At 42.5% G+C, this 23,952-nt stretch carries 23 protein-coding genes and 2 pseudogenes; 15 read left to right on the top strand and 10 right to left on the bottom strand.

What is annotated here, in order from left to right; genetic code table 11:
• Positions 1-34 precede the first annotated feature (34 nt).
• From C4H11_RS10775 to tsf, 7 genes are all read left to right on the top strand, one after another.
• Positions 35-1,495 carry a pseudouridine synthase gene (locus tag C4H11_RS10775; protein ID WP_106041937.1) on the top strand — a complete coding sequence of 487 codons (1,461 nt, stop codon included), beginning with the start codon at positions 35-37 and terminating at the stop codon, positions 1,493-1,495.
• A 27-nt stretch (positions 1,496-1,522) separates the two neighbouring features.
• Positions 1,523-2,926: an asparagine--tRNA ligase gene (asnS, locus tag C4H11_RS10780; RefSeq protein ID WP_106041939.1), complete on the top strand. Its 1,404-nt coding sequence runs from the start codon at positions 1,523-1,525 to the stop codon at positions 2,924-2,926.
• A 176-nt stretch (positions 2,927-3,102) separates the two neighbouring features.
• A complete protein-coding gene (locus C4H11_RS10785) occupies positions 3,103-3,591 on the top strand; it encodes a DUF4488 domain-containing protein (RefSeq protein WP_106041941.1) in 489 nt (162 codons plus the stop codon).
• A gap of 317 nt (positions 3,592-3,908) precedes the next feature.
• Positions 3,909-4,370 (top strand): 50S ribosomal protein L13, encoded by a 462-nt coding sequence (rplM, locus tag C4H11_RS10790; protein ID WP_106041943.1) that lies wholly within the window; start codon positions 3,909-3,911, stop codon positions 4,368-4,370.
• A gap of 6 nt (positions 4,371-4,376) precedes the next feature.
• Positions 4,377-4,763 carry a 30S ribosomal protein S9 gene (gene rpsI, locus C4H11_RS10795; RefSeq protein WP_106041945.1) on the top strand — a complete coding sequence of 129 codons (387 nt, stop codon included), beginning with the start codon at positions 4,377-4,379 and terminating at the stop codon, positions 4,761-4,763.
• A 172-nt stretch (positions 4,764-4,935) separates the two neighbouring features.
• The gene (rpsB, locus tag C4H11_RS10800; RefSeq protein WP_106041947.1) at positions 4,936-5,772 is read left to right on the top strand and encodes a 30S ribosomal protein S2; all 837 of its coding nucleotides are present in this window, start codon (positions 4,936-4,938) and stop codon (positions 5,770-5,772) included.
• Between the two features lie 123 nt (positions 5,773-5,895).
• Positions 5,896-6,888, top strand: coding sequence for a translation elongation factor Ts (gene tsf / locus C4H11_RS10805; protein ID WP_106041949.1), 993 nt, complete (start codon positions 5,896-5,898; stop codon positions 6,886-6,888).
• A 183-nt stretch (positions 6,889-7,071) separates the two neighbouring features.
• On the opposite strand, the gene C4H11_RS10810 is transcribed toward tsf, so the two are convergent.
• On the bottom strand, positions 7,072-7,419 hold the full coding sequence (locus C4H11_RS10810; protein WP_106043350.1) for a translation initiation factor: 348 nt from the start codon (positions 7,417-7,419) through the stop codon (positions 7,072-7,074).
• A gap of 287 nt (positions 7,420-7,706) precedes the next feature.
• On the opposite strand from C4H11_RS10810, the gene C4H11_RS10815 reads away from it, so the two are divergent.
• The 5 genes and pseudogenes from C4H11_RS10815 to C4H11_RS14485 all read left to right on the top strand — a co-directional run.
• A complete protein-coding gene (locus tag C4H11_RS10815; protein WP_106041951.1) occupies positions 7,707-8,363 on the top strand; it encodes a redox-sensing transcriptional repressor Rex in 657 nt (218 codons plus the stop codon).
• Positions 8,363-8,980, top strand: coding sequence for a fumarylacetoacetate hydrolase family protein (locus C4H11_RS10820; protein ID WP_106041953.1), 618 nt, complete (start codon positions 8,363-8,365; stop codon positions 8,978-8,980). The genes C4H11_RS10815 and C4H11_RS10820 overlap by 1 nt, the downstream gene beginning before the upstream one ends.
• Before the next feature lie 76 nt (positions 8,981-9,056).
• The gene (ispF, locus tag C4H11_RS10825; protein WP_106041955.1) at positions 9,057-9,536 is read left to right on the top strand and encodes a 2-C-methyl-D-erythritol 2,4-cyclodiphosphate synthase; all 480 of its coding nucleotides are present in this window, start codon (positions 9,057-9,059) and stop codon (positions 9,534-9,536) included.
• Positions 9,537-9,546: 10 nt separating this feature from the next.
• Positions 9,547-10,503 carry a transporter gene (locus tag C4H11_RS10830; protein WP_106041957.1) on the top strand — a complete coding sequence of 319 codons (957 nt, stop codon included), beginning with the start codon at positions 9,547-9,549 and terminating at the stop codon, positions 10,501-10,503.
• A gap of 178 nt (positions 10,504-10,681) precedes the next feature.
• Positions 10,682-10,840 (top strand): annotated as a pseudogene (locus C4H11_RS14485) (site-specific integrase); the annotation flags it as partial.
• Here the strand turns inward: C4H11_RS14485 and C4H11_RS10840 are convergent.
• From C4H11_RS10840 to C4H11_RS10860, 5 genes and pseudogenes are all read right to left on the bottom strand, one after another.
• Positions 10,824-11,444, bottom strand: a complete 621-nt coding sequence (locus C4H11_RS10840) for an HAD family hydrolase (protein ID WP_106041959.1) — start codon at positions 11,442-11,444, stop codon at positions 10,824-10,826. The pseudogene C4H11_RS14485 and the gene C4H11_RS10840 overlap by 17 nt on opposite strands.
• A gap of 11 nt (positions 11,445-11,455) precedes the next feature.
• A pseudogene (locus tag C4H11_RS10845) lies at positions 11,456-12,083 on the bottom strand (NUDIX hydrolase N-terminal domain-containing protein).
• Between the two features lie 38 nt (positions 12,084-12,121).
• The gene (locus tag C4H11_RS10850) at positions 12,122-12,712 is read right to left on the bottom strand and encodes a sugar O-acetyltransferase (protein ID WP_106041961.1); all 591 of its coding nucleotides are present in this window, start codon (positions 12,710-12,712) and stop codon (positions 12,122-12,124) included.
• A gap of 177 nt (positions 12,713-12,889) precedes the next feature.
• Positions 12,890-13,453: a Crp/Fnr family transcriptional regulator gene (locus C4H11_RS10855; protein ID WP_106041964.1), complete on the bottom strand. Its 564-nt coding sequence runs from the start codon at positions 13,451-13,453 to the stop codon at positions 12,890-12,892.
• Between the two features lie 430 nt (positions 13,454-13,883).
• Positions 13,884-15,086: an IS110 family RNA-guided transposase gene (locus tag C4H11_RS10860; RefSeq protein ID WP_106043352.1), complete on the bottom strand. Its 1,203-nt coding sequence runs from the start codon at positions 15,084-15,086 to the stop codon at positions 13,884-13,886.
• Positions 15,087-15,853: 767 nt separating this feature from the next.
• Here C4H11_RS10860 and C4H11_RS10870 point away from each other — a divergent pair.
• Positions 15,854-17,629 carry an ArnT family glycosyltransferase gene (locus tag C4H11_RS10870; protein ID WP_106041966.1) on the top strand — a complete coding sequence of 592 codons (1,776 nt, stop codon included), beginning with the start codon at positions 15,854-15,856 and terminating at the stop codon, positions 17,627-17,629.
• Here the strand turns inward: C4H11_RS10870 and C4H11_RS10875 are convergent.
• The 3 genes from C4H11_RS10875 to C4H11_RS10885 are packed head-to-tail and all read right to left on the bottom strand — an operon-like array spanning position 17,571 to position 19,753.
• On the bottom strand, positions 17,571-18,005 hold the full coding sequence (locus tag C4H11_RS10875) for a GtrA family protein (protein WP_106041968.1): 435 nt from the start codon (positions 18,003-18,005) through the stop codon (positions 17,571-17,573). The two genes, C4H11_RS10870 and C4H11_RS10875, sit on opposite strands and share 59 nt — an antisense overlap.
• Positions 17,998-18,957, bottom strand: a complete 960-nt coding sequence (locus tag C4H11_RS10880) for a glycosyltransferase family 2 protein (RefSeq protein ID WP_106041970.1) — start codon at positions 18,955-18,957, stop codon at positions 17,998-18,000. Before C4H11_RS10880 ends, C4H11_RS10875 begins: the two co-directional genes overlap by 8 nt.
• Positions 18,950-19,753, bottom strand: coding sequence for a polysaccharide deacetylase family protein (locus tag C4H11_RS10885; RefSeq protein WP_106041972.1), 804 nt, complete (start codon positions 19,751-19,753; stop codon positions 18,950-18,952). Before C4H11_RS10885 ends, C4H11_RS10880 begins: the two co-directional genes overlap by 8 nt.
• Positions 19,754-19,870: 117 nt before the next feature.
• On the opposite strand from C4H11_RS10885, the gene C4H11_RS10890 reads away from it, so the two are divergent.
• Positions 19,871-20,407: an HD domain-containing protein gene (locus C4H11_RS10890; RefSeq protein ID WP_106041974.1), complete on the top strand. Its 537-nt coding sequence runs from the start codon at positions 19,871-19,873 to the stop codon at positions 20,405-20,407.
• 80 nt (positions 20,408-20,487) lie between these two features.
• Positions 20,488-23,196: a putative LPS assembly protein LptD gene (locus C4H11_RS10895; protein WP_106041976.1), complete on the top strand. Its 2,709-nt coding sequence runs from the start codon at positions 20,488-20,490 to the stop codon at positions 23,194-23,196.
• A gap of 39 nt (positions 23,197-23,235) precedes the next feature.
• Here the strand turns inward: C4H11_RS10895 and ung are convergent, their stop codons facing one another.
• On the bottom strand, positions 23,236-23,898 hold the full coding sequence (gene ung / locus C4H11_RS10900; protein ID WP_106041978.1) for a uracil-DNA glycosylase: 663 nt from the start codon (positions 23,896-23,898) through the stop codon (positions 23,236-23,238).
• Positions 23,899-23,952 lie beyond the last annotated feature (54 nt).

Below are 23,952 nucleotides of genomic sequence, written 5' to 3' on the forward strand. Positions count from 1 at the left end.
AGGCCAAGGTTTAATTTTATTCGAATAGAAAACAATGAGTACAGAAAATGAAATCTGGCGTGATGCTTCTTCCTCAGAGGAGAACTCAGGGGCCGGCCGTGATGGTAATCAATTTAACAGAGAAGGGAATTATAGTCGTCCGTCTTATAACCGTGAAGGTGGTGAGCGTCCTTATCGTCCTAAGTTTACAAGTGAGAACGGCGATCGCCCGCAACGCTCTTACGGTGGCGAGCGTTCTTTCCGTCCCCGCTTCAACCCGAATGTTGAAGGTGGTGACCGTTCTCAACGTTCTTATAACAACGACCGTCCTTATCGTCCGCGCTATAACGCTGAAGGCGGAGAGCGTATGCAGCGCTCTTATGGAAACTCCCCAGGTGATCGCCCATACCGTCCGCATTATAACAACGAGAATGGCGACCGTCCTTATCGTCCGCGCTACAACGTTGAGGGTGGTGACCGTCCGCAGCGCTCTTATAGCAACGACCGCGCTTATGGTAACGATCGTTCGTATATCGGTGAGCGTTCCTATAACAATGATCGTCCTTATCGTCCGCGCTATAACGCTGAAGGTGTAGATCGCATGCAACGTCTTTATGGCAATCCTGCGGGCGACCGTCCTTATCGTCCGCGTTTTAATTCCGGTGCCGGCAGAACGGGCGGATATGACAACAGGGATAGTTATAGCCGTCCTATCCGTCGCTCGGCCGACTATGATCCAAATGCTAAATATAGCAAGAAGAAGCAGATAGAATATAAAGAACAGTTTGTTGATCCTAACGAACCCATTCGCCTGAATAAGTTTTTGGCAAATGCCGGTGTTTGCTCGCGTCGTGAGGCTGATGAGTTTATTGCGGCCGGAGTGGTTTCGGTGAATGGGGAAATTGTGACCGAATTGGGTACCAAGATAAAACGTGGAGATGAAGTGAAGTTCCATGAACAACCTGTCAGCCTTGAACGTAAGGTATATGTTTTGCTAAATAAGCCGAAAGATACCGTGACCACTTCGGACGATCCGCAAGCGCGTCGTACGGTGATGGATTTGGTGAAAGGTGCCTGTGATGAGCGTATCTACCCGGTGGGGCGTCTTGACCGTAATACTACAGGAGTATTGCTGCTGACGAATGATGGTGATTTGGCTTCCAAATTGACGCATCCCAAGTTCTTAAAGAAGAAGATTTATCACGTACACTTGGATAAGAACTTGACTAAAGCGGATATGGATCAGATTGCAGCCGGCATTCAGTTGGATGATGGAGAAATTCATGCAGACGCCATTAGTTATACGGATGAACAAAAGAAAAATGATGTCGGAATAGAGATTCACTCCGGAAAGAACCGTGTTGTGCGTCGTATTTTCGAATCTTTGGGATATAAAGTGGTGAAACTTGATCGTGTGTTCTTTGCCGGTTTAACCAAGAAGGGGTTGCGCCGCGGTGAATGGCGTTACCTTTCAGAGCCGGAAGTGAATTTTCTGCGTATGGGTTCTTTTGAGTAATATATAATAAGGTATAAAAACTGTTTTATGGAAAAGATTAGTAGAACGAAAGTGGTTGACTTGCTGAAACGTGAGGATTTTGGCGCTATGGTCAACGTGAAAGGTTGGGTTCGCACCCGCAGAGGTAGTAAACAAGTAAACTTTATTGCACTGAATGATGGTTCTACAATAAATAATGTGCAGATTGTAGTGGATCTGGCAGGTTTTGATGAGGAGGTGCTGAAAGAAATAACGACTGGTGCTTGCTTGAGCGTGAACGGGGTGCTGACCGAATCGGTAGGCTCCGGTCAGAAAGCTGAGTTGCAAGCTCGTGAAATCAAGGTGTTGGGCGCTTGTGATAATACTTATCCGTTGCAGAAGAAGGGGCACTCCATGGAGTTCCTTCGCGAGATAGCCCACTTGCGTCCGCGTACCAATACGTTTGGCGCGGTGTTCCGTATTCGTCATAACATGGCGATTGCCATTCACCGTTTCTTCCATGAAAGAGGTTTCTTCTATTTTCATACTCCGATAATCACGGCGTCTGATTGTGAAGGAGCCGGACAGATGTTTCAGGTGACTACCAAGAATCTTTATGATTTGAAGAAAGATGAAAACGGCTCTATTATTTACGATGATGACTTTTTCGGAAAACAAGCCAGCCTGACAGTTTCCGGTCAGTTGGAAGGTGAACTTGCCGCCACTTCATTGGGGGCAATTTATACATTTGGCCCTACGTTCCGTGCCGAGAATTCCAATACACCTCGCCATTTAGCAGAATTCTGGATGATTGAACCGGAGGTTGCATTCAATGATATTGCTGATAATATGGATTTGGCTGAAGATTTCATTAAATATTGTGTGCAATGGGCTTTAGACAATTGCACCGATGATGTGAAATTTCTCAATGATATGTTTGATAAGGGCTTGATTGAACGTCTTCAAGGAGTGCTGAAAGAAAACTTTGTGCGTTTGCCTTATACGGAAGGTATTCGTATTTTGGAAGAAGCCGTAGCTAAGGGGCATAAGTTTGAGTTTCCCGTTTACTGGGGAGTTGATCTGGCTTCCGAGCATGAACGCTATTTGGTGGAAGAGCACTTTAAGCGTCCGGTCATTTTAACTGACTATCCAAAGGAAATCAAAGCATTCTATATGAAGCAGAACGAAGACGGAAAAACCGTGCGTGCGATGGATGTGCTGTTCCCGAAGATTGGCGAGATTATCGGAGGTTCCGAACGTGAATCGGATTATGCTAAGCTGATGAATCGTATCAAGGAACTGAACATTCCGATGAAAGATATGTGGTGGTATCTTGATACCCGTAAATTCGGTACTTGTCCTCATTCCGGTTTCGGTTTGGGATTTGAGCGATTACTGTTGTTCGTTACGGGTATGACGAATATTCGTGATGTGATACCTTTCCCCCGCACGCCTCGTAATGCGGAGTTTTAATTGAAGGATATCAATAAGCTTGAGGGCCTGTACAGACATGCGTTTGTGCGGGCTTTTTTGTGTACAGAATCTTGGAAGTTCGTTTGAAAATAACTCAAAGATGTTCTTATGTTTTCAAAATAAGTCATTATATTTGTGTCAAACGGAAAAGATAACGTTAACCAATATATACAAATATGAAACGTAACTATTTTTTTGCCATGCTGGCAGCGGTGCTGCTTGCGGTAGGAGCCAATGCGCAGGAAAAAGCAGAATTTAAGCCTGCAAATTTAGCGGGGATTTGGCAGTTGTGTCATTATGTCTCCGAGATTCCGGATGTTCCCGGAGTACTGAAGCCAAGCAACACCTTTAAGGTGCTGAGCGAGGATGGACATATTGTGAACTTTACGATGATTCCGGGTTCTGATGCTATTATTACGGGGTATGGAACCTATCAGCAATTAACGGATAATTCTTATAGAGAAAGTATCGAAAAGAACATTCACTTGCCTATGCTCGATCAGAAGGATAATATTCTGGAGTTTGAAATGGGGGATGAAGGAATTATGTTTCTGAAGTTTTTTATAGCTCAAGACCTGAATGGAAATGAACTGAATACGTGGTTTCATGAAACTTGGAAGCGGCTGAGTATGCCTGCGAAGTTTCCTGAAGCTATTGTGCGTTAACTGAGTAACTGCTTTGTCTTGACATTTGTCAGGTGGCTTTCGCATAGTGGCCGGTAAACTGAAGATGCTGGCTGAAAGTTGTTCTTCAAAGGCGTTTACGTCCTTGAAGAATAACTTTTTTATTGTATATCAGCTAAGTGTCTCCCTAAAAAAAGAGGAAAAGGTTTGTCAGTTCTAAGAAAATCTGTACCTTTGCAAGCCGATTATTATCTCAAAAGGATAAGCAATTAATTCATAGCAAGTTAATCACTCATTGTCCGGAGTGAATGGCTTGTGGTGAAGAATATTTTAGTAGTAACAATTAAAAACAATTAAGAGTGGATACTTTAAGTTACAAGACCATTTCTGCAAACAAGGCTACGGTGACCAAAGAATGGGTTATTGTGGATGCTACAGACCAAGTATTGGGTCGTCTGGGCGCAAAAGTTGCGAAACTGTTGAGAGGAAAGTATAAACCAAACTTTACTCCTCACGTAGATTGTGGCGATAATGTAATCATTATCAATGCCGACAAAGTAAAATTAACCGGTAACAAGTGGAATGACAAAGTCTATCTGTCATATACAGGTTATCCCGGCGGTCAGAGAGAAATCACTCCTGCTCGTTTGCAGGCTAAACCGAACGGCGATGACAGGTTGCTGAGAAAAGTAGTAAAGGGTATGTTGCCTAAAAACAAGTTGGGCGCAAAATTGCTGGGTAATATGTATGTGTATGCCGGCAGTGAGCACAAGCACGAAGCTCAGAACCCGAAAATGATTGATATTAATGTACTTAAATAAGAAATAATGGAAGTAGTAAATGCATTAGGCAGACGTAAAAGTGCAGTTGCACGTATTTTCGTAAGCGAAGGTACCGGAAAGATTACTATTAATAAGAGAGACCTCGCGGAGTACTTTCCATCAAGCATTCTTCAGTATGTTGTTAAACAGCCGTTGAACAAACTGGGTGTTGCTGAAAAGTATGATATCAAAGTGAATCTTTGCGGTGGTGGTTTCACTGGTCAGTCTCAAGCTTTGCGTTTGGCAATTGCCCGTGCGCTGGTGAAGATCAATGCCGAAGATAAGGCTGCTCTCCGTGCTGAAGGCTTCATGACTCGTGACCCGCGCACTGTTGAGCGTAAAAAACCGGGACGTCCGAAAGCACGTCGCAGATTCCAGTTCAGTAAACGTTAAGAGTTGCAGAACGGTTGGGGCGGACAAGTTGCATAATTCTCAACTTTCATCTCTCAACTCTCAACTGATAGAGCGTTTAGTATCTAAACTACCGGGACTCTTCAGATTCAGACTACCCGGCGGTTGGTTTAGAAGAAACAAAAAAGAAAGTAAACGATTAATTTAAAAGAAAATGTCTAGAACAAATTTTGATACATTATTAGAAGCCGGTTGCCACTTCGGTCACTTGAAAAGAAAGTGGAACCCTTCAATGGCTCCTTATATCTTCATGGAGCGCAATGGCATTCATATCATTGACCTTAACAAAACAGTTGCTAAGATAGACGAAGCTGCCGAAGCTTTGAAACAAATCGCTAAATCAGGAAAGAAAGTCCTGTTTGTTGCTACTAAAAAACAAGCAAAACAGGTGGTGGCTGACAAGGCTGCCTCTGTAAATATGCCTTATGTAATCGAGCGTTGGCCGGGTGGAATGTTGACTAACTTCCCGACTATCCGTAAGGCTGTCAAGAAGATGGCTACTATCGATAAACTGACTAACGATGGTACTTATGCCAATCTTTCGAAGAGAGAGATTCTTCAGATCTCTCGTCAACGTGCCAAGTTGGACAAGACGTTGGGCTCTATTGCTGACCTGACTCGCTTGCCGTCTGCATTGTTTGTTATCGACGTAATGAAGGAGAACATCGCTGTTCGCGAAGCTAACCGCTTGGGTATTCCCGTATTCGGAATCGTTGATACGAACTCCGATCCAACGAACGTTGATTTCGTCATTCCGGCAAATGATGATGCTACTAAGTCGGTAGAAGTAATTCTTGATGCTTGCTGCGCTGCTATGCAGGAAGGATTGGAGGAACGTAAGGCTGAAAAGGTAGATATGGAAGCTGCCGGTGAAGCTCCTGCCAACAAGGGGAAGAAGAAAACTGCAAAAGCAAGACTCGACAAGTCTGACGAGGAAGCAATCAATGCTGCTAAGGCTGCTGCTTTCATGAAGGAAGACGAAGAGGCTTAATCATACCGTTGAGAGTTGAGAATTGAAAGTTGAGAGTTACTTTACGGCAATTCTCGATTCTCTATTCTTGGCTCTCATTTTCTTTATAAGATATATTACTAACAATTAAAATACAAAGATATTATGGCTGTAACAATGGCTGATATAACCAAGCTCCGCAAAATGACCGGTGCTGGTATGATGGATTGTAAGAACGCATTAACAGAGGCTGAAGGCGATTTTGACAAGGCAATGGAGATTATCCGTAAGAAAGGACAGGCTGTTGCCGCTAAGCGTTCAGACCGCGAAGCTTCCGAGGGTTGTGTTTTGGCTAAGACAACCGGCGACTTCGCTGTTATTCTTGCCTTGAAGTGTGAGACAGACTTCGTGGCTCAGAATGCCGATTTCGTGAAGTTGACTCAGGATATTCTTGACTTGGCTATAGCTAACAAGTGCAAGACTTTGGACGAAGTAAAAGCGTTACCGATGGGTAATGGTACTGTACAGGATGCAGTGGTTGACCGTAGCGGCATCACTGGTGAGAAGATGGAACTTGATGGTTACATGGTGGTAGAGGGGGCGAGTACTGTTGTTTACAACCACATGAACAGAAATGGTCTTTGTACCATTGCTGCCTTCAACAAGAATGTTGACGAGCAGTTGGCCAAGCAGGTAGCCATGCAGATTGCCGCCATGAATCCGCTTGCAATTGACGAAGACGGTGTTTCTGAAGCTGTGAAGCAGCAAGAAATCGAAGTAGCTATCGAAAAGACTAAAGCAGAACAAGTGCAGAAAGCTGTAGAGGCTGCTTTGAAGAAAGCGGGCATCAACCCTGCTCATGTAGACAGCGAAGACCATATGGAAAGCAACATGGCCAAAGGCTGGATCACAGCTGCGGATGTGGCAAAGGCAAAAGAGATCATTGCTGCCGTTTCTACAGAGAAAGCTGCCAATCTGCCTGAGCAAATGATTCAGAACATTGCAAAAGGTCGCTTGGGCAAGTTCTTGAAAGAGGTATGCTTGCTGAACCAAGAAGACATCATGGATGCTAAGAAGACGGTAAGAGAAGTGCTGAAAGAAGCTGATCCTGAATTGAAGATCATTGATTTCAAACGCTTTACTTTGCGTGCTGAATAATTAAAGTGATTCCATAAACATTGGAGTGACCGTTTGGGGATTTTCTCAACGGTCACTTTTTTTATGTCTTCCGGTTGGCGTCGTAGGGAAGTTGCCGATCGGTTTTATTCTTCCAAGCTCCAGCTATGGACACAAATCGGGGAGGAGCAAGCGTATCGTTTGCGTATCAGTCAGGCTGCTCTGTTATCCTACCGGCTTGACCTGGGTATACCCCTCTTTCCGGAGGAGCTCTATTATTTTCAGTTTGAAGTCTCCTTGCACGATAATCTCACCGTCCTTCGCACTGCCGCCTACGCCGCATTTACTTTTCAGTAATTTAGCTAATTCCTTGAGGTCGTTATCGGTACCCACAAAGCCGGTGACAAGCGTAACGACTTTACCGCCACGGTTCTTGCGATCCAACTGTACGCGCAGGCGCTGCTGCGAGGGTGGGAGAGTGGTTGGCTCTTCGTCATTGGTCATCTCGTAATTATAGTCGGGGTTGGTAGAATAAACGATATTCAGCCGTTCTTTCCAGTCGTTCTGTTTCATCTCTTGTTTCTTTTTTAAGAAATCAAAAGTAATTATTTTGCGTGGAATATTGCAGCTTTTTGCCATTTTTGTCGCTTAATGGGAAATAAAAACTGCATTTCATTCTGAAAATATATATGAAAAGACTTTCCGGACTGTTACTATTCCTTCAGCCTCCTTCTGTTGCGTTCTGCTCTAAAATAATCCTTTTGTAGAAATTATGTTAAGCTTTTGTGTCTTGCTTATGACTGATTAGAAAAAAACTGTATTTTTGTCAACACCAATAATGTGAACTTAGATAAGAGAATATGGGCAATTCATTACAGCAAAAAGAGGCCATAAGGGTGCCGGAACCTACCTTGCGCCGGCTTCCGTGGTACCTTTCCAATGTAAAGTTGCTGAAACAAAAAGGAGAGCGTTTCGTATCGTCCACTCAAATTTCAAAAGAAATCAATATAGACGCTTCGCAGATAGCCAAAGACCTGTCCTATGTAAATATATCGGGACGTACACGTGTGGGCTATGAAGTAGATACGCTGATAGCCGTATTGGAGGACTTTCTTGGATTTACCCATATCCATAAAGCGTTTCTTTTCGGTGTGGGAAGCCTGGGAGCAGCTCTGTTGCGCGACTCGGGCTTGAATCACTTCGGACTGGAGATAGTTGCTGCATTCGATGTGAACCCTGAATTGGTAGGTACTACCCTGAGTGGTATTCCCATCTTCCATTCGGATGAATTCAAACAGAAGATGCTTGAATATGACATCAATATCGGTGTGCTGACGGTTCCTATTGAGATTGCTCAAAAAATAACGGATTATATGGTGGCTGGCGGCATCAGGGCTGTTTGGAATTTTACCCCTTTCCGCATCCGCGTTCCGGAAGATATCGTTGTTCAAAATACTTCCCTTTATGCCCATCTGGCACTGATGTTTAACAGACTGAACTTTAACGAAATCAAGTAATGAAAATTATTGCTGTAGGAATGAACTATGCCCTGCATAACAAAGAGTTGGGACATACGTTGGTGAATAAAGAGCCGGTGATTTTCATGAAACCGGATTCGGCTATCTTGAAAGACGGCAAGCCTTTCTTTATTCCCGACTTTTCCAATGAAGTGCATTATGAGACGGAAGTTGTGGTGCGTATCTGCCGATTGGGAAAAAATATCGCTCCCCGTTTTGCAAACCGGTATTATGATGCGGTGACGGTGGGCATTGATTTCACAGCTCGCGATTTGCAACGCAAGTTTCGTGAGGCCGGTAATCCATGGGAACTCTGCAAAGGGTTCGACAACTCTGCCGCTATCGGTACATTTATTCCTTTGGAACAAGCGGGCGGTGACGTGCAACGTTTGGATTTCCTTTTGACAATCGACGGTCAAGAGGTGCAACATGGGAATACTTCAGACATGCTGTTCAGGATAGACGATATCATTGCTTACGTCAGTCGTTTCATGACGTTGAAGATCGGTGATTTGCTGTTCACGGGAACACCGGCAGGGGTAGGCCCGGTCAGCATAGGTCAGCATTTGCAAGGATACCTGGGCGAAGAGAAAGTGCTCGATTTCCATATCCGATAAGGGTCTTCTCTCGGCTTTTATCTTGTATTCTCGTTTATTTTCCGTACTTTCGTGTGGAATTTAAAGAAGGAACAATATGAAAATACGTGTAGGCTTCGGCTTTGATGTTCACCAATTGGTGGCAGGACGTGAATTGTGGCTGGGTGGCATTCGCTTGGAACACGAAAAAGGTTTGTTGGGGCATTCGGATGCCGATGTGCTTGTCCATGCCATTTGTGACGCACTGCTGGGGGCGGCGAACATGCGCGATATCGGTTATCACTTCCCCGATACGGCTGGTGAATTCAAAGATGTAGATAGTAAGATTTTACTGAAGAAGACGGTGGAACTATTAGCAGATAAGGGCTATTCTATCAGCAATATTGACGCTACGATTTGTGCTGAACGTCCTAAATTGAAAGTTCATATTCCCGAGATGCAACGAACACTTGCTGCCGTGATGAGGATAAGTGAAGATGATATATCCATCAAAGCCACCACTACCGAAAAACTCGGCTTCACGGGTAGGGAAGAAGGTATTTCGGCTTATGTCGCCGTGCTGATAGAAAAAGTGTAAGGTAGACTGTATGTTGATTCGTTTCATAAAAAACTGGACGTTACCGCTGGCAATGCTTGCAGGGACTCTGGGATATCTTTTCTTGGCGAGGATACCGCTCGTCAAGCCGGTCAGACCCTATGTCAACAGTCTGGTAACTATACTTACTCCGACACTGATTTTCGCCCAATTGCTTCTTACTTTCTGCAAGATAGAAATTCATGAGTTGAGGCCTAAAGCATGGCATGGGTGGCTGTTGTTGTTTCAGATGTTCTCTTGCCTGCTGCTTGTAGCACTGTTGTTGTGTTTGTCGATGGGAGAAACTTATCGGGTTGTGTTTGAAGGGACGATGGTTTGCCTGATTTGCCCTACGGCAACAGCTGCCGCCGTCATCACACATAAATTGGGCGGCAGTGCGGCAAGTCTCACTACCTATACTTTGTTATCCAATCTGTTGGCTGCTATCATTGTCCCTTTGGTGTTTCCAATGGTAGAGCCTCATGTGGATGTTGGTTTTTTTGCCGCCTTTCAGAAAATTCTCAGCAGAGTATTTCCCTTGTTATTGCTCCCTTTCTTTTTAGCTTGCGCTTTGCGTATATATGCGCCGAAGATACATCGTTTGCTGTCTGGTTCTCGGGATGTGGCTTTTTATTTATGGGCAGTGGCGCTGGCTATTGTTTCAGGCCAGACAGTACGTTCTTTAGTGAACAGTGAGGCGTCCGTTTGGGTAGAGATATTGATTGCTTTTGCCGGATTGTTGGCATGTTGTGTGCAGTTTTATTTAGGGAAAAGCATTGGAGGGCATTATAGAGAACGCATCAGCGGAGGACAAGCGTTGGGACAGAAAAATACGGTATTAGCCATTTGGATGGCATATACCTATCTTAATCCGCTGTCGTCTGTAGGCCCCGGCTCTTATGTCTTATGGCAAAATATAATCAACAGCTATCAATTGTGGAAGAAGAGAAAAGATAAGATAAAATATTAAATATAAGATGTTGATATTTAATGATTTGTGCTTGTTTTGCGATATTCCCTTTATTTTCCTTGTTTTCTTGTTTAGTCTAATAAATACATTTATTTTGTTACTATTTTGTTACTCGTGTTCGTTGGAGTAACAAAACAAATAGTTATATTTGCATCGGTAACAAAATAGGAACGTAATTATGGCGAAGAAAAAACAAGAAGTTAAATTGAAAGAACCTGTAAGGATTAGATTCAAGCAGTTTGCTAATGGTAACCAGTCTATTTATTTGGACTACTATACAAGTGATGTTATTAGAAAAGAGAATTATGTTGGTTCGTCTTTTATAGAATTTTACTTATATCATTGAGTGTCTTAAAATAATAGTCTGCACGTATAGGATTAGATACATTATTGCTCCATAAAACCAATCCGGAATCAACACCGGCATTGTTAGCACATTGAATATCATAAATACTATCACCAATGTAGAGAGCGTTTTCGGGGCTTACATGGGCTTTAGCCAAATATGCAACTAAGGGTGCTGCTTGGGGCTTATGTTCATCAGTATCATCGGCACATACAATTGTGGAAAAATAGTCCGCTAACCCTAATGGCTCAAAATCAGAATAATATTCTTGATATGTTTTGGAGGTTACAATGCCTAAAATATAGCCTCTTGATAAAAGGGATTGCAAGCATTCTTTGATACCTTGAAAAGGTTGAATAGTGTACTGGAGCAATTTCATATTCCTATCCCATCGTTTCAATGCATCTTCTATGTCGGGTATTTTGAGTAATTCCAACGCATTTCTTCCGGTAATGCCTAAAGCAAATTTCAGACTTTCATATTGAGGTGCGCTTCCTGTTATTTCTGTAATTGTTTTTATTAAAGAGTTGATGACTGCATATTCCGTATCTATCAATGTACCGTCTATGTCGAATACGATATGTTTATATTTCATGTGTTGATTTATTAGTCAAATAATACTTGCCAGTTTCTATCGTAGTAAGCTGAAAAGCACATTTTAATTTGTTCTTCGTTATTTTTCTCTTTTGCAAGAATAGGTAATTCTTCCAATCCGAAATAGGCACTCTCATCCGTTTCAATATTGGGTCGGAAATATCCGCTTTCAATCTCACAAAGAACAAAAACTTTACAAACATTGTAGGCATAGGGGGGAATATTATGCAAATTTCTATCTTGCATAGCTATTATCCGGATAGCTTTTACATTTAATCCTGTTTCTTCTTTTACTTCTTTTTCCGTATTAGTCTTGATACTCTGATTTATATCGACCCAACCACCGGGCAAAGACCAAGTTCCATTTTTCTCTTTCACAAGCAGTATTTTATCATCTTTGAATATAGCAGCTCGTGTATCTAATTTAGGAGTTTGAAATCCTGTTTCATTGCAAAACAGATTCTTTACTTTTTCTATGGGTATTTCACTTTGCAGACTAAGCATTTCTGCTGCAATTTCTCTAATGCGTTCAAAGCGTTCTATATCAAATACATCTTTGGAGTATGTCAATCCCCCCTTGGGCAATGAATTGCAGTTCTTTTGCCCATTCAAGCCATTGTGGTTGTACTGTTTTATCCATATGGTAAAATATTAGTAGATTAAAGTTTTAATCTCATTCTATTTATTATCAATGTGTTTAATCACTCTACATGGATTTCCAACAGCTACGCAATTATCTGGTATGCAATGGGTGACAACGCTGCCTGCTCCGATAACGCTATTTTTTCCAATGGTTACCCCCGGAAGTATGATTGCTCCCCCACCAATCCACGCACCGTTACCAATTTTTATAGGGAGTGCATAAGTTTTGCAAATACCTATTCCTTTGCCCCAATCTTCTACGATTCTTTCATATACCTTAGTAGAATGGGTAGCTGTATATAACTGAACATTGGAAGCGATTAAAACATTATCGCCTATTTCAATAATATTGTTATCCACAAAGGTGCAGTTCATGTTGATTATGACTTGATTTCCCACAAAGATATGTTTCCCGTATTCACAATGGAAATCTATATCCAAATGGATGTTTTTACCTACTCTTCCAAACAGTTGTTGCAGGATATTTTTCTTTGATTCCATATCCGCATAATCCGTGTTATTCAATTCTTTCAGTAGCCTTTTGGCATTTAAGGTCATTGCTGCTAAAGTTTTATCACCACCATTAAAAACTTCTCCTGCTAAACATTTTTCCAATTCTGTTTTCATATCGCATATTTGAATAAAGAATACTTCTGCTAACCCAACTGTAATAACAGCGGAAGTATTCAGAATTATAAAAAAAATATTTCTTAACTACTTCATTCTTATGATTTTATTAGGGTATTTATTGCAAAGATACGTGGTTGTGGCTGCTTAAATTTTACCCTATGTGAAAAAATAAATCTAATATGAAGCCCTAATTCTACTAAGGGACTGCTGTGTTATACCCAAAAAGGTCGAAATGTGCCCTAAATTGACTCGTGAGAAAATATCTGGATATTCTTGTGCTAATTTTTCGTAACGTTCTTGGGCTGATAAAATCAGACGAGAAATATGTGTATCCTGTAATTTGAGAAAGTTCTCTTGTTGCAGTACTCTCATCCAGTTGGCAATGTCAATGTACGACTTATACAGACTATTTAATACTTCTATGGCAATGGAATAGACTAATGTTTCTTCCAAAGTCTCGACATACTCAAATCCAGCCTTGTTATGATATAAATCCCATGAACCACAAGTGACATCACCTTCCATAGAAAACCATGTTGTTATTTCTTTCCCATTGTGCAGGATATATGAACGTGTTATGCCCTTTTCAATGAAATAAATCTGTTTATCTAAATGATTGGCTTGTATAATAATAGTTTTGGCTGGAAAAGAATGTTGTTTGAAGTGGTATTTTAGTACGTCCAATGAACCTTCTGAAATTGGATAGTATGATTTTATTTTTCTTATTATATTGTCCATTATCAATATTTTACATTTTCATGCAAAAATATAAAGAACAGCGCAAATCACATATTATAACTCTGCATTTTTAGAATATATGACTACTTTTGAATTATTAGGGCAATTAAAATGCAAGGTAGAATCCTACTCTTTGCAAAAAGTTTAGTTTGTACCTTTCCTCTAAAAAGAAAAATCTCCATCTATTATATATCCATATTTAACCGATTCGTATTCCGTTGGTTATATTATAGCTTGTAAACTTTTCCCATAAGTCTCTTTAGACGACAAGTATTTTGTCGTCTGTACTAATAAAGTTTTTTACTTTCCTCTTCAGCCTGGAAGGACTACGCCGGTGTCCAATCCCTCTATGGATGCAATAATTTTGTAAACGTGCTCATGTGGCGGCACAAAGATAATTATGTTGTCAATAGAGGTCTATCGGAATGGTCTATCCGACCAATAACGATTCTAATTCCCGGATTTTATTTTGCCATTCCGCCTCCTTTTCAAGACGCTTGAGATAAACATCCATAAAATCCTCTTCTTTTGTCAGCATGTGCCATACCGCGACTAATAACTTTCGGGCGATGGCTACTTGTATCTTCATCTTGTTCTTATGCCGTTGGGTGCATTGCACGCAGCTGAAGTTTGAGGAAAAGCAGTTTCGGGTTCTTGATGCGACCCGGGATATTTCAACCAATATCTGACGCAGAAATCGGTTCCCATGCGTCGTCCTGTTACTCTTGACTTTATTGTTGCTTATATCATTGCGTGGTTTCAATCCACACCATCCAACAAGATTTGTTGCTTTTTCAAACGATTTCATGTCAGCCCCGGTCTCCGCAATTATAGCTGAAGCTGCGCGTTCTTTAACACCGGGGATGCTCTGTAGACGTTTGAATTGTTGCGGGAAATGTTCCTGACACATGGCAATGAGAGCTTGCCTGCATTCTTCGATTTGTCGCCCGATTACGTCTATAAGCTCTGCGTATTGCTTTAATAAACAGATGTCTGCCTGGTGAAAGTCACCCGTTACGGCATCCTTTATGATGTTAAGTCCGTATTTACGTAGAGTTTTTCCATGAATGAGTTTCACCAACTCCTCAGTGGCTGTTATCCCGGTTATTATCGCACGGACGCACTTCTGATAACTTTTTCCATTGACGCGGGATACATAGTTACTTAACCGGAAACCACATCGCTGTAAAGCAGCGTCCAATTTATTGGTGTTATACGTCAGGTCTTCATTCAGGTCGAAGATGCGACGGTTATACTTGCGCATATCCTGCACGGTCTTCTCCGGCACAAAACTTCCCCGAATCAGATGCTTCAACAGACACTCCGCTATCCATTGGGCATCTTTCACATCACTCTTGCGACCGGGAAGCTGCTTTATAAAATAAGGATTTACCAATTTGAGCGACATGCTATCGCACAAGGCATTCCACACCGGAACCCAATAGGTCGAGGTGCTTTCCATTGCCGCCTCTGTCACCCCATGAGGAACCATATCCGAACACATAAGTTGCAAATCCGGAGTTAATGTGCCATAAACATTTGCAAAAATAACGGTCTCTGCAGTGTCCAACACACAGAGATAAACTGTATCTTTGTGCACATCGAGGCCGGCCACGATTCTGTCTTTGTCCATATTTGAGATTTTTTTAGTTACACTCCTTAAATATAGGACATTCGTAACAATTAAACAAAGCATGAAGCTGAGTTTGTGGCCCGGCCTCGGTTTTTATTACGCCGGTATAGAAAAACTCGATTTTTCTATATAATTTTGTCTATATATCCAAAACGAACTAAACTTATTTCTATTGCCAGCAAAATATATATGCTGGCGAAAAGAAGAATACTATATTTTCTTTTCGCCAGTTTTATTTTTATGGTTAGAGGGCTTTTGTTACCTTTGCACATGAAGCCCACCGCAAAGCGATTTCTTCGTTTTTTTTGTTACTATTTTGTTACCCGCTATTAGTAATTGGTGGGCTTTTCTTTTGATAATAAGGGATGTATGATGTTATGTGTATAATATATGGCAAAATATGATTAATAGCTGGCAATTGTGGAAGAAGAGGAAGAAAGAGATAGAAGCCGAAAGATGAGAACCGACATGTCGCAAACTAATGCATTCCTACCGTCATAGCTATACCCAGGCCGTATCAAGGTCGTATCAACACCGTGTTTCCTTCGCATCTATGGGAGCGGAGTTGATACGGAGTTGATACGGAGTTGGTACGGAGGATATACGGAGTTGATGCGGAGGGTATGCGGAGGATATGCGGAACAGACGGCTTTTTGTAAACGCTTAATAAATATCTCGGATGAATTTTAGACTGTCCCAGAGTGTTTTGTGGGGATTTTTCGTACTTTTGTCTTTGAATCGGAATAAATAAACAAAAAACATCAAAAATGAAGTCATTTTCATTGCGCAATGTAGCGTTAGGGCTCTTGTTAATTAGTATTGTAACCATCATCCCGTTTTTAGGACTGTCAGAGTACCACACGAAGGGTGAACCTCGCGAGGCGATTGTTTCTCTTTCCATGCTGGAAAGCGGAAATTGGATATCACCCCGAAACAATGGTGGTGAACTGGCTTATAAACCTCCTTTCTTTCATTGGTCGGTGGCCGCCCTCTCTCTACTGAATGGAGGCGAAGTTACCGAAATGACCTCTCGTATGCCCTCTGCCATTGCACTGATAGCCATGGCCTTCTTCGGTTTTTTGTTTTTTGCCAAAAGAACAGGCATGGGAGTAGCATTATTGGCTGCTTTTATTTCTTTGACAAACTTCGAACTTCATAGGGCGGGGATGAACTGTCGGGTGGATATGGTTCTTACAGCATTGACTGTTGGGGCCTTATATGCGTTCTACCGATGGTATGAGAAAGGAATGCATGGAATTCCTTGGCTGGCTGTCTTGTTGATGAGCTTGGGCACGCTGACCAAGGGACCGGTAGGCAGCTTGATTCCCTGTTTGGTCATGGGTGTGTTCTTGTTGCTTCGTAATGTTTCTTTTTTACGTGCTTTCTTATGGATGTTGGCTTGTGGAACCTGCTCTCTCTTATTGCCTTTAGGCTGGTATGTAGCCGCTTACCAACAAGGTGGAGAAGAGTTTCTGGCATTGGTGATGGAAGAAAACTTCGGGCGCATGACTAATACGATGAGTTATGAATCGTGTGTTAATCCTTGGTACTATAATTTTATCACCCTTGTGGCGGGTTATGTGCCCTGGACACTGTTGCTCTTATTTTCACTTTTCACGTTGTCGTGGCGTAAATGCCGTGTGCCGCTGAAACCTCTTCGGTGGTGGAAGTGGACGGTGGAGAAAATACGACAGATGGAACCGGTAGATTTGTTTGCCGCCACTTCTATTATCATCATATTCCTGTTCTATTGCTTCCCTCAGAGTAAGCGCAGTGTATATCTGATGCCTATCTATCCGTTCATCGCTTATTTTATTGCCCGTTATATATTCTTGTTGGCAGAGAAGAAAAAGTGGGTGATCAAGGCTTACGGGGGAACATTGGCTGTAGTCGCCCTTTTGTTGTTCGTTTGTTTCTTGGTCATTAAGCTGGGACTGATTCCCGATACCATATTTCATGGCAGGCATGCGGACAAGAACATTCAGATGCTTCATGCTTTGCAAGCCGTTGGCGGACTGTCCTGGCTATTGATTGCCATTCCTGCATTGTTGGCTGTTGCTTGGTGGATATATTGCAGACACTCTGTAGAAAATAAAATGTTGGTTCTCTTGGTGACATTACTTATGGGCATCTATCTTTCTTTGGATGGAGCTTATCAGCCTGCCGTGCTCAATGTGAAATCCGTTAAAGGCATTGCGGCCGAAATAAATCAAGTGGCACCCAAGGAAGAGGGAGTCCTGTATGAATTTATTTCCGAAGGAGTTTTTGCGGTAGGCGATCCTCTACATTTTTTTGAAGTGAATTTCTATCTTCATAATCGCATCGGCAACTTCTATAAGGAACGCCCTGCAGATGGCTTTCTACTGATAAGGGTGGACGATGTGGAGAAATTCTTCCCGCAATTTGAAGAAGAAGGATATCGTTTTGAAAAACTATATCAGTCTTCTAAAAAAGTAGTCGGCCAGATTGCGGAGGTCTACCGGTTTACGAAGGAATCTGCTTCTTTCCCTTCTTCCGATAGGTATATACGAAATGAAGAATAAGGAAATTGATAGGTACTACGATTATCATTACCAATATGGGGGCAAGCAGTTTTCCTGCCCCTATCCAGAGAAAGAGATTCAACAGACCGATTTCTAATAAATAGTTGACGATGTGGCTGAAGCTGAAGCCGGCAGCATTGGCCGATGAAGGATGAGAGCGGAATGTAAAGAATGTGGTGAGGAAATAGTTGCATATAAAGCCCACGATATATCCTCCGGTAAAGGCGAAGTTTGGATTGACAATTTTCAAAAGCAGACAATACACCCCGTAATGGATGGCCGATGAGATTGTGCCTACAATGCCAAACCGAATAACTTGCCAGAATTTCTCTTGCCATTCTGGGTGACTGTTACGGAATGCCTTGAGCTTATTCATCCTTTTTATCTTCATGCAGCACCTCTTCAATGTTGTAGAGCGGGCGTTGTTTCACTTCTTTGTAAATTTTGCCGATATATATGCCTATGCTGCCGATGGAGATCAGTACAGCTCCTCCCACGAACCAGATGGATAGCATGAGCGAAGCCCATCCGTGTTCGGCGGTTCCGGACATCAGGGAGTAGAGTACATAGATACCTATAAGGATACTGATAAAGATGAATATCCCTCCTGAATATACAATGCAATAAATGGGTTTCACGGAGAATGAGGTAATGCCGTCTAGCGCCAGGCTCAACATCTTGCTTAAGGTATATTTGGAGACACCGGCAGTGCGTTCTTTGATTACGTCGTCTACAGTAGTCGATGGAAGTCCCAGCAAAGGAATTATGCCCCGTAAATATAAGTTCCTTTCCTGATAACCGGCCAGCAGATTGAGGGCGCGCTTGCTTAATAGACGGAAGTCGGCATGATTATAATAACTTTCCACACCCATTTTCTTTTGGAGCTTATAGAAAGCCATAGCCGAAAACCGTTTCAGCATAGGGTCGGCATTCCGTTGCACTTTTATGCCGTATACAATGTCAAAACCCTCGGCATGTAAGTCTATCATACGTTCTATGGCATTAAGGTCGTCTTGCAAATCGACGTCCATTGTAATTACTGCGTCGCTCCATGCTTTAGCAGACATCATTCCGGCCATGATGGCGTTCTGATGCCCTACATTGCGCGCAAGATTTACCCCTTTGATATAAGGGTTTGTTCTGTACAGTTCGCGGATAATTGGCCAAGTGCGGTCTTGGCTACCGTCATTTACCAAAAGAACGAAACTGTCCGGGGTTATTTTTTGTTTTGCAATCAAGTCATTCAATAAATCAGTCAGTAATCGGGCTGACTGATGAAGTACTGCCTCTTCGTTGTAACAAGGGCAGACAATGGCCAGTCTAATCATTCTTGTTTGTTTTAAGTTCTGCTATTTTGATGGCGGCAAATTCGTTATAAGTCACGAACGGATAACCTTTGCTCTTTAAGTTGCGGATAAGGAAATCGAGCCGTCTTTCCATTTCTTCACCCGAACGGTTCTTTATGATAAAGGGCATTTTAAGCTCGGGATGTTCGTTCAAGGGAAAGAATTCCCAAGGGTGGAAATAGGTGACGAAATAACCGTCGTGACGAAGTACCCTATGTGTCATCCATAAATAGAGATTCATTGGCAGATTGTGGCATGAAAGCCAAAATAATGGAAATCGCAGCAAGGGTGTCACCGAAGCAGGGATTTGCAATACGTTATTTTTCATGAAGCAGGTACGCGGTTCGGTAAGGTGCATGTAGCGTCCGGGAATGAATGCCGGGTTTAAAGATGAATTATAGATGTAACCGCTTTTCTCGATTTCTTCATCGGATACGGGAAACATACGGGGCTGCCGGTATCCGCTGACGGTGATGGAGAAAAGCTTTTCAAGAGTTGCTTTGGAAATATGTACGTCCGATTCTTGTGGACGCCAATGATCACACCCATGTGCTGCAACTTCATGCCCTTCATTGATGATGCGTTGCATCACTCGTGGGGCATTCTCTGCGAAGTTCGTGGTGCAAAAGAATGTCGCTTTTACGCCGTTATTCTGCAAAATATCAAGAATTTTGCATGTTCCGGTCACTGAAATTCTCATGGCTTCTTCCAAGGGGATATTTACTCCATGTTCGCGGGGAACGTCAAATTCTTCTGTATCAAAACTTAATAGAATCATACTTTTGTAATGTTATATGTGGCAAAGTTAGCCATTGTTGCAGAATAATTCGTATTTTTGCCGTCAAAAATAGCATGAATAAAGAACTATTTATGCAAACTATAACGCAAAAGCATTATGTCTCCTGAGTCGTTGATTGACAAATATTATCCTGAAGAGAGTCCCCTGAAGCATATATTGCTGATTCATAGCCGTGCCGTTGCCCATAAAGCATTGCAGATTGCCGAATGCCATCCGGAATTTTCTTTGGACAAGGCATTTATATACGAGGCAGCTATGCTGCATGATATCGGTATTTTCCTTACAGATGCTGCCGGCATTCATTGTTCGGGCGATAAGCCATATATTTGTCATGGTTATTTAGGTGCCGATTTGCTGCGTAGTGAAGGCTATCCCCGGCATGCGCTGGTGTGTGAAAGGCATACCGGAGCGGGACTTTCGTTGGCGGAAATCATTTCTCAAAACCTGCCGGTACCGCATCGCGAAATGGTTCCCGTCAGCTTGGAAGAGCAGGTTATCTGTTTTGCCGATAAGTTTTATTCAAAAACTCATTTGGAGAAAGAAAAGAGCATAGATAAAGCCCGGAAAAGTTTGGAACGTTACGGCGAAGAGGGGTTAAGGCGCTTTGACCATTGGTGCGAAGAGTTCTTGTAGCAATCTAAATTTCTTTAAAAAGGGAGATTATACGTATAAAATACGTACTTTTGCCATCCTAAGCGTAAAACTATTAGTTAATGACGCCATTGAAAGCAAATTCATCTATAGCATTTATATTATTGTTTATTTTGCTTCTTCTTTCTGATGGGGCTCTTTCCCAACGTCGTAGAGAGAGAGTGGCGTCTCCGGGTAAACAGCGGACAGACTCTTTGCATACCGGTGATTCTTTGCAAAGGGATACAGTGGCGGCTCCTCCTCCCAATAAGACCGAATTGGATGCTCCGGTGACTTATGAAGCCAACGATTCCATCGTTTTTACTCAAAGAGGTTTTGCTCATCTTTACGGGCAGGGCAAGGTGACTTATCCGGGGGCGGATTTGGCTGCCGATGTTATTTCCATGGACATGGATAATAGTACGGTTTTCGCACGTGGAGTGGTCGATTCTTTAGGCGCGGCAAAAGGACGTCCGGTCTTTAAAGATGGAGACACTTCTTACGAAACAGATACCATCCGCTATAATTTTAAGAGCAAGAGGGGGATTATCAGTAACGTGGTCAGCCAGCAAGGAGAAGGATACGTGACCGGTAATAATGCGAAGAAGGGGCATAATGACGAACTTTATATGAAAAACGGACGTTATACCACTTGCGACCATCATGATCACCCTCACTTTTACATGCAGATGACTTATGCTAAGGTGCGGCCTAAGAAAAACGTAGTGACAGGACCGGCTTATTTGGTTGTGGAAGATGTTCCGCTTCCTATTGCCGTGCCATTCTTCTTTTTCCCGTTCTCCAGCAGTTATCAGTCCGGCTTTCTGATGCCTACTTACATGGATGACTCCAACCGTGGTTTCGGTTTGACGGATGGAGGTTATTATTTTGCCATCAATGAACAGATGGATCTGAAAATGAGGGCAGATATTTTTACAAAAGGCTCGTGGGCATTGAATGCGGAATCAAACTACGTGAAACGTTATAGATATTCCGGGTTGTTTCAGGCAAGTTATCAGGTTACCAAGACCGGTGATAAAGGATTACGTGACTATTCGGTAGCCAAAGACTTTAAGGTGGTATGGTCTCATCGTCAAGACCCCAAAGCCAGTCCTAACTCAAATTTCTCGGCCAGTGTGAATTTTGCCACGAGCAGTTACGAGAAGACCAATATCGGTAATCTTTATAATGTGCAGGCAATGTCTCAGAATACGAAGACTTCAAGCGTCAGCTATTCGCGAAACTTTCCGGAACAGAAACTAAATATTTCTGCTTCGGGAAATATTGCCCAAAACATGAGAGATTCTTCTATTGCCGTGACTTTGCCCGATCTCAATATTTCACTCAGCACCATTTTCCCTTTCAAGCGGAAGCGTGCAGTGGGTGCTGAAAGGTGGTATGAGAAGATCTCAATACGCTATACCGGTAGAATGAAGAACAGCATTAGGACAAAGGATGACCGTTTGTTTAAATCAAATCTGGTGAGGGATTGGGAAAACGGCATGCAGCATGATATTCCCATCAGTGCAACGTTCACCTTGTTCAAATACTTCAACTTGACTCCCACGTTTAATTATACGGAACGTTGGTATACGAGAAAGGTTAAGCAGGATTGGGATGTCTCCGGCCAAAAAGTGGTGAACGATACTATATATGGTTTCCACCGTGTATATAATTATAATACCAGCTTAGGCATCAATACCAAGATTTATGGCATGTACAAACCGTTGTTCTTTCCTAAAAAAGAGATACAAATCCGTCATGTCATTACTCCTTCGGTGAGCATCAGTGCGGCGCCTGACTTCACGACATCCCGCTATGGCTATTATGACAGTTATATTCAGGAAGGAAGAAACGGAGAACGTAAAGAAGTGCGCTATTCTTATTATTCAGGACAACCATTCGGCGTGCCTAGCGGAGGAAAGCAGGGGAGTGTCAATTTCAGTATTTCCAATAATTTGGAGATGAAATTCAAAGACAAAAACGATTCTATCAGTAAAGTGAGTCTGATAGATGAATTAGGTGCCGGCATCAGTTATAACATGGCTGCGGAGACAAGACCTTGGAGCGATTTGAATGTGAACCTTCGTATGAAGTTGGGCAACTATACTTTCAGCATGGCTTCCACTTTTGCCACTTATGCCTATGAGTTTAATGAAAAAGGCGATGTGGTGGTGGGTGACCGTACGGAGTGGTCGTATGGGCGTTTCGGGCGTTGGTCCGGTTATGGCACCTCTTTTAGCTATACGCTGAATAATGAGACTTTTAAGAAGCTTTTCGGCAAAAAGGGTGAGAGTGAAAAGAAAGGAAAGTCCGAGGATAATGGAGATGAAGGGGCTGACGCTGAAGATTCCGGCATTGGCAGCATACCGAAGAAGACGAAAGAGGCAACTGCCGATGCCGATGGTTATCAGGCTTTCAAAATGCCATGGTCGATATCTTTGAGCACGGGCTTTAATATTACCGAAGATAGAGAAAGCCCTATCAATCGAAGGAATATGCGCTATCCATATAAAATCAACTTGAATGCGCTTAATATTAATGGTAATATTAAGTTGAGCAATAAGTGGGCGGTGAACTTTAACTCAGGTTATGATTTCAATGCAAAGTTGATAACAAATACGGTCTTTAATATAACGCGTGACTTGCACTGCTTTACGATGACTGCCAGCCTCGCTCCTTTTGGAATGTACAGATATTATAATTTCACCATTCGTGCTACCGCGCAGATTCTGCAAGACTTGAAATGGGAACAAAGAAGTCAGACGCAGACAAATGTTTCGTGGTATTAGGATGGATTACTCCAGCCGGGATAAAGTCCTATCACTTCGTTACCAAAATATTTCTTTTTCTCCGTGTTCTTTTAGATATTCATTTGTCTTGCTGAAGTGCTTGCTTCCAAAGAATCCGTTATAGGCAGAGAGAGGAGAAGGATGTGCGGAGGTCAATACCAAATGCTTGCTTCGGTCAATGAATGCTCCTTTACGTTGGGCATAAGCTCCCCAAAGAATGAACACAAGATGCTCTTTTTCTTCTGCAAGAACCCGTATAGCGGCATCCGTGAAAGTTTCCCAGCCGCGATTCTGATGAGAGCCGGCCTGATGGGCACGGACGGTAAGGGTGGCGTTCAGAAGCAATACGCCTTGTTCTGCCCAGCGTGTCAGGTTGCCGGTGGCGGGAGTGTCGGTGCCGATGTCATCCTTTATCTCTTTAAAAATATTGATCAAAGACGGCGGAAAGCGGACACCGTCATTTACGGAGAAGCAAAGACCGTGCGCTTGTCCCGGACCGTGGTAGGGGTCTTGACCAATGATCACCACTTTTACTTTGTCGAAAGGACATAGGTTGAATGCATTGAATATCAATTTTCCCGGCGGATATATGGTACACACTCCGTATTCGTTGCGTACGAAATCTGTCAGGTGTTTGAAGTAGTCTTTTTCGAATTCAGGTTGTAAGCGGACTTTCCAGCTATCTTCTATTTGAACATTCATAGAGATCTTTTTTAATTAATGGATTCGAACTGCTAAGGTAAGAAATAAAAAGTA

Origin of the sequence: Bacteroides zoogleoformans (assembly GCF_002998435.1) — a bacterium.
Classification (GTDB): domain Bacteria; phylum Bacteroidota; class Bacteroidia; order Bacteroidales; family Bacteroidaceae; genus Bacteroides; species Bacteroides zoogleoformans.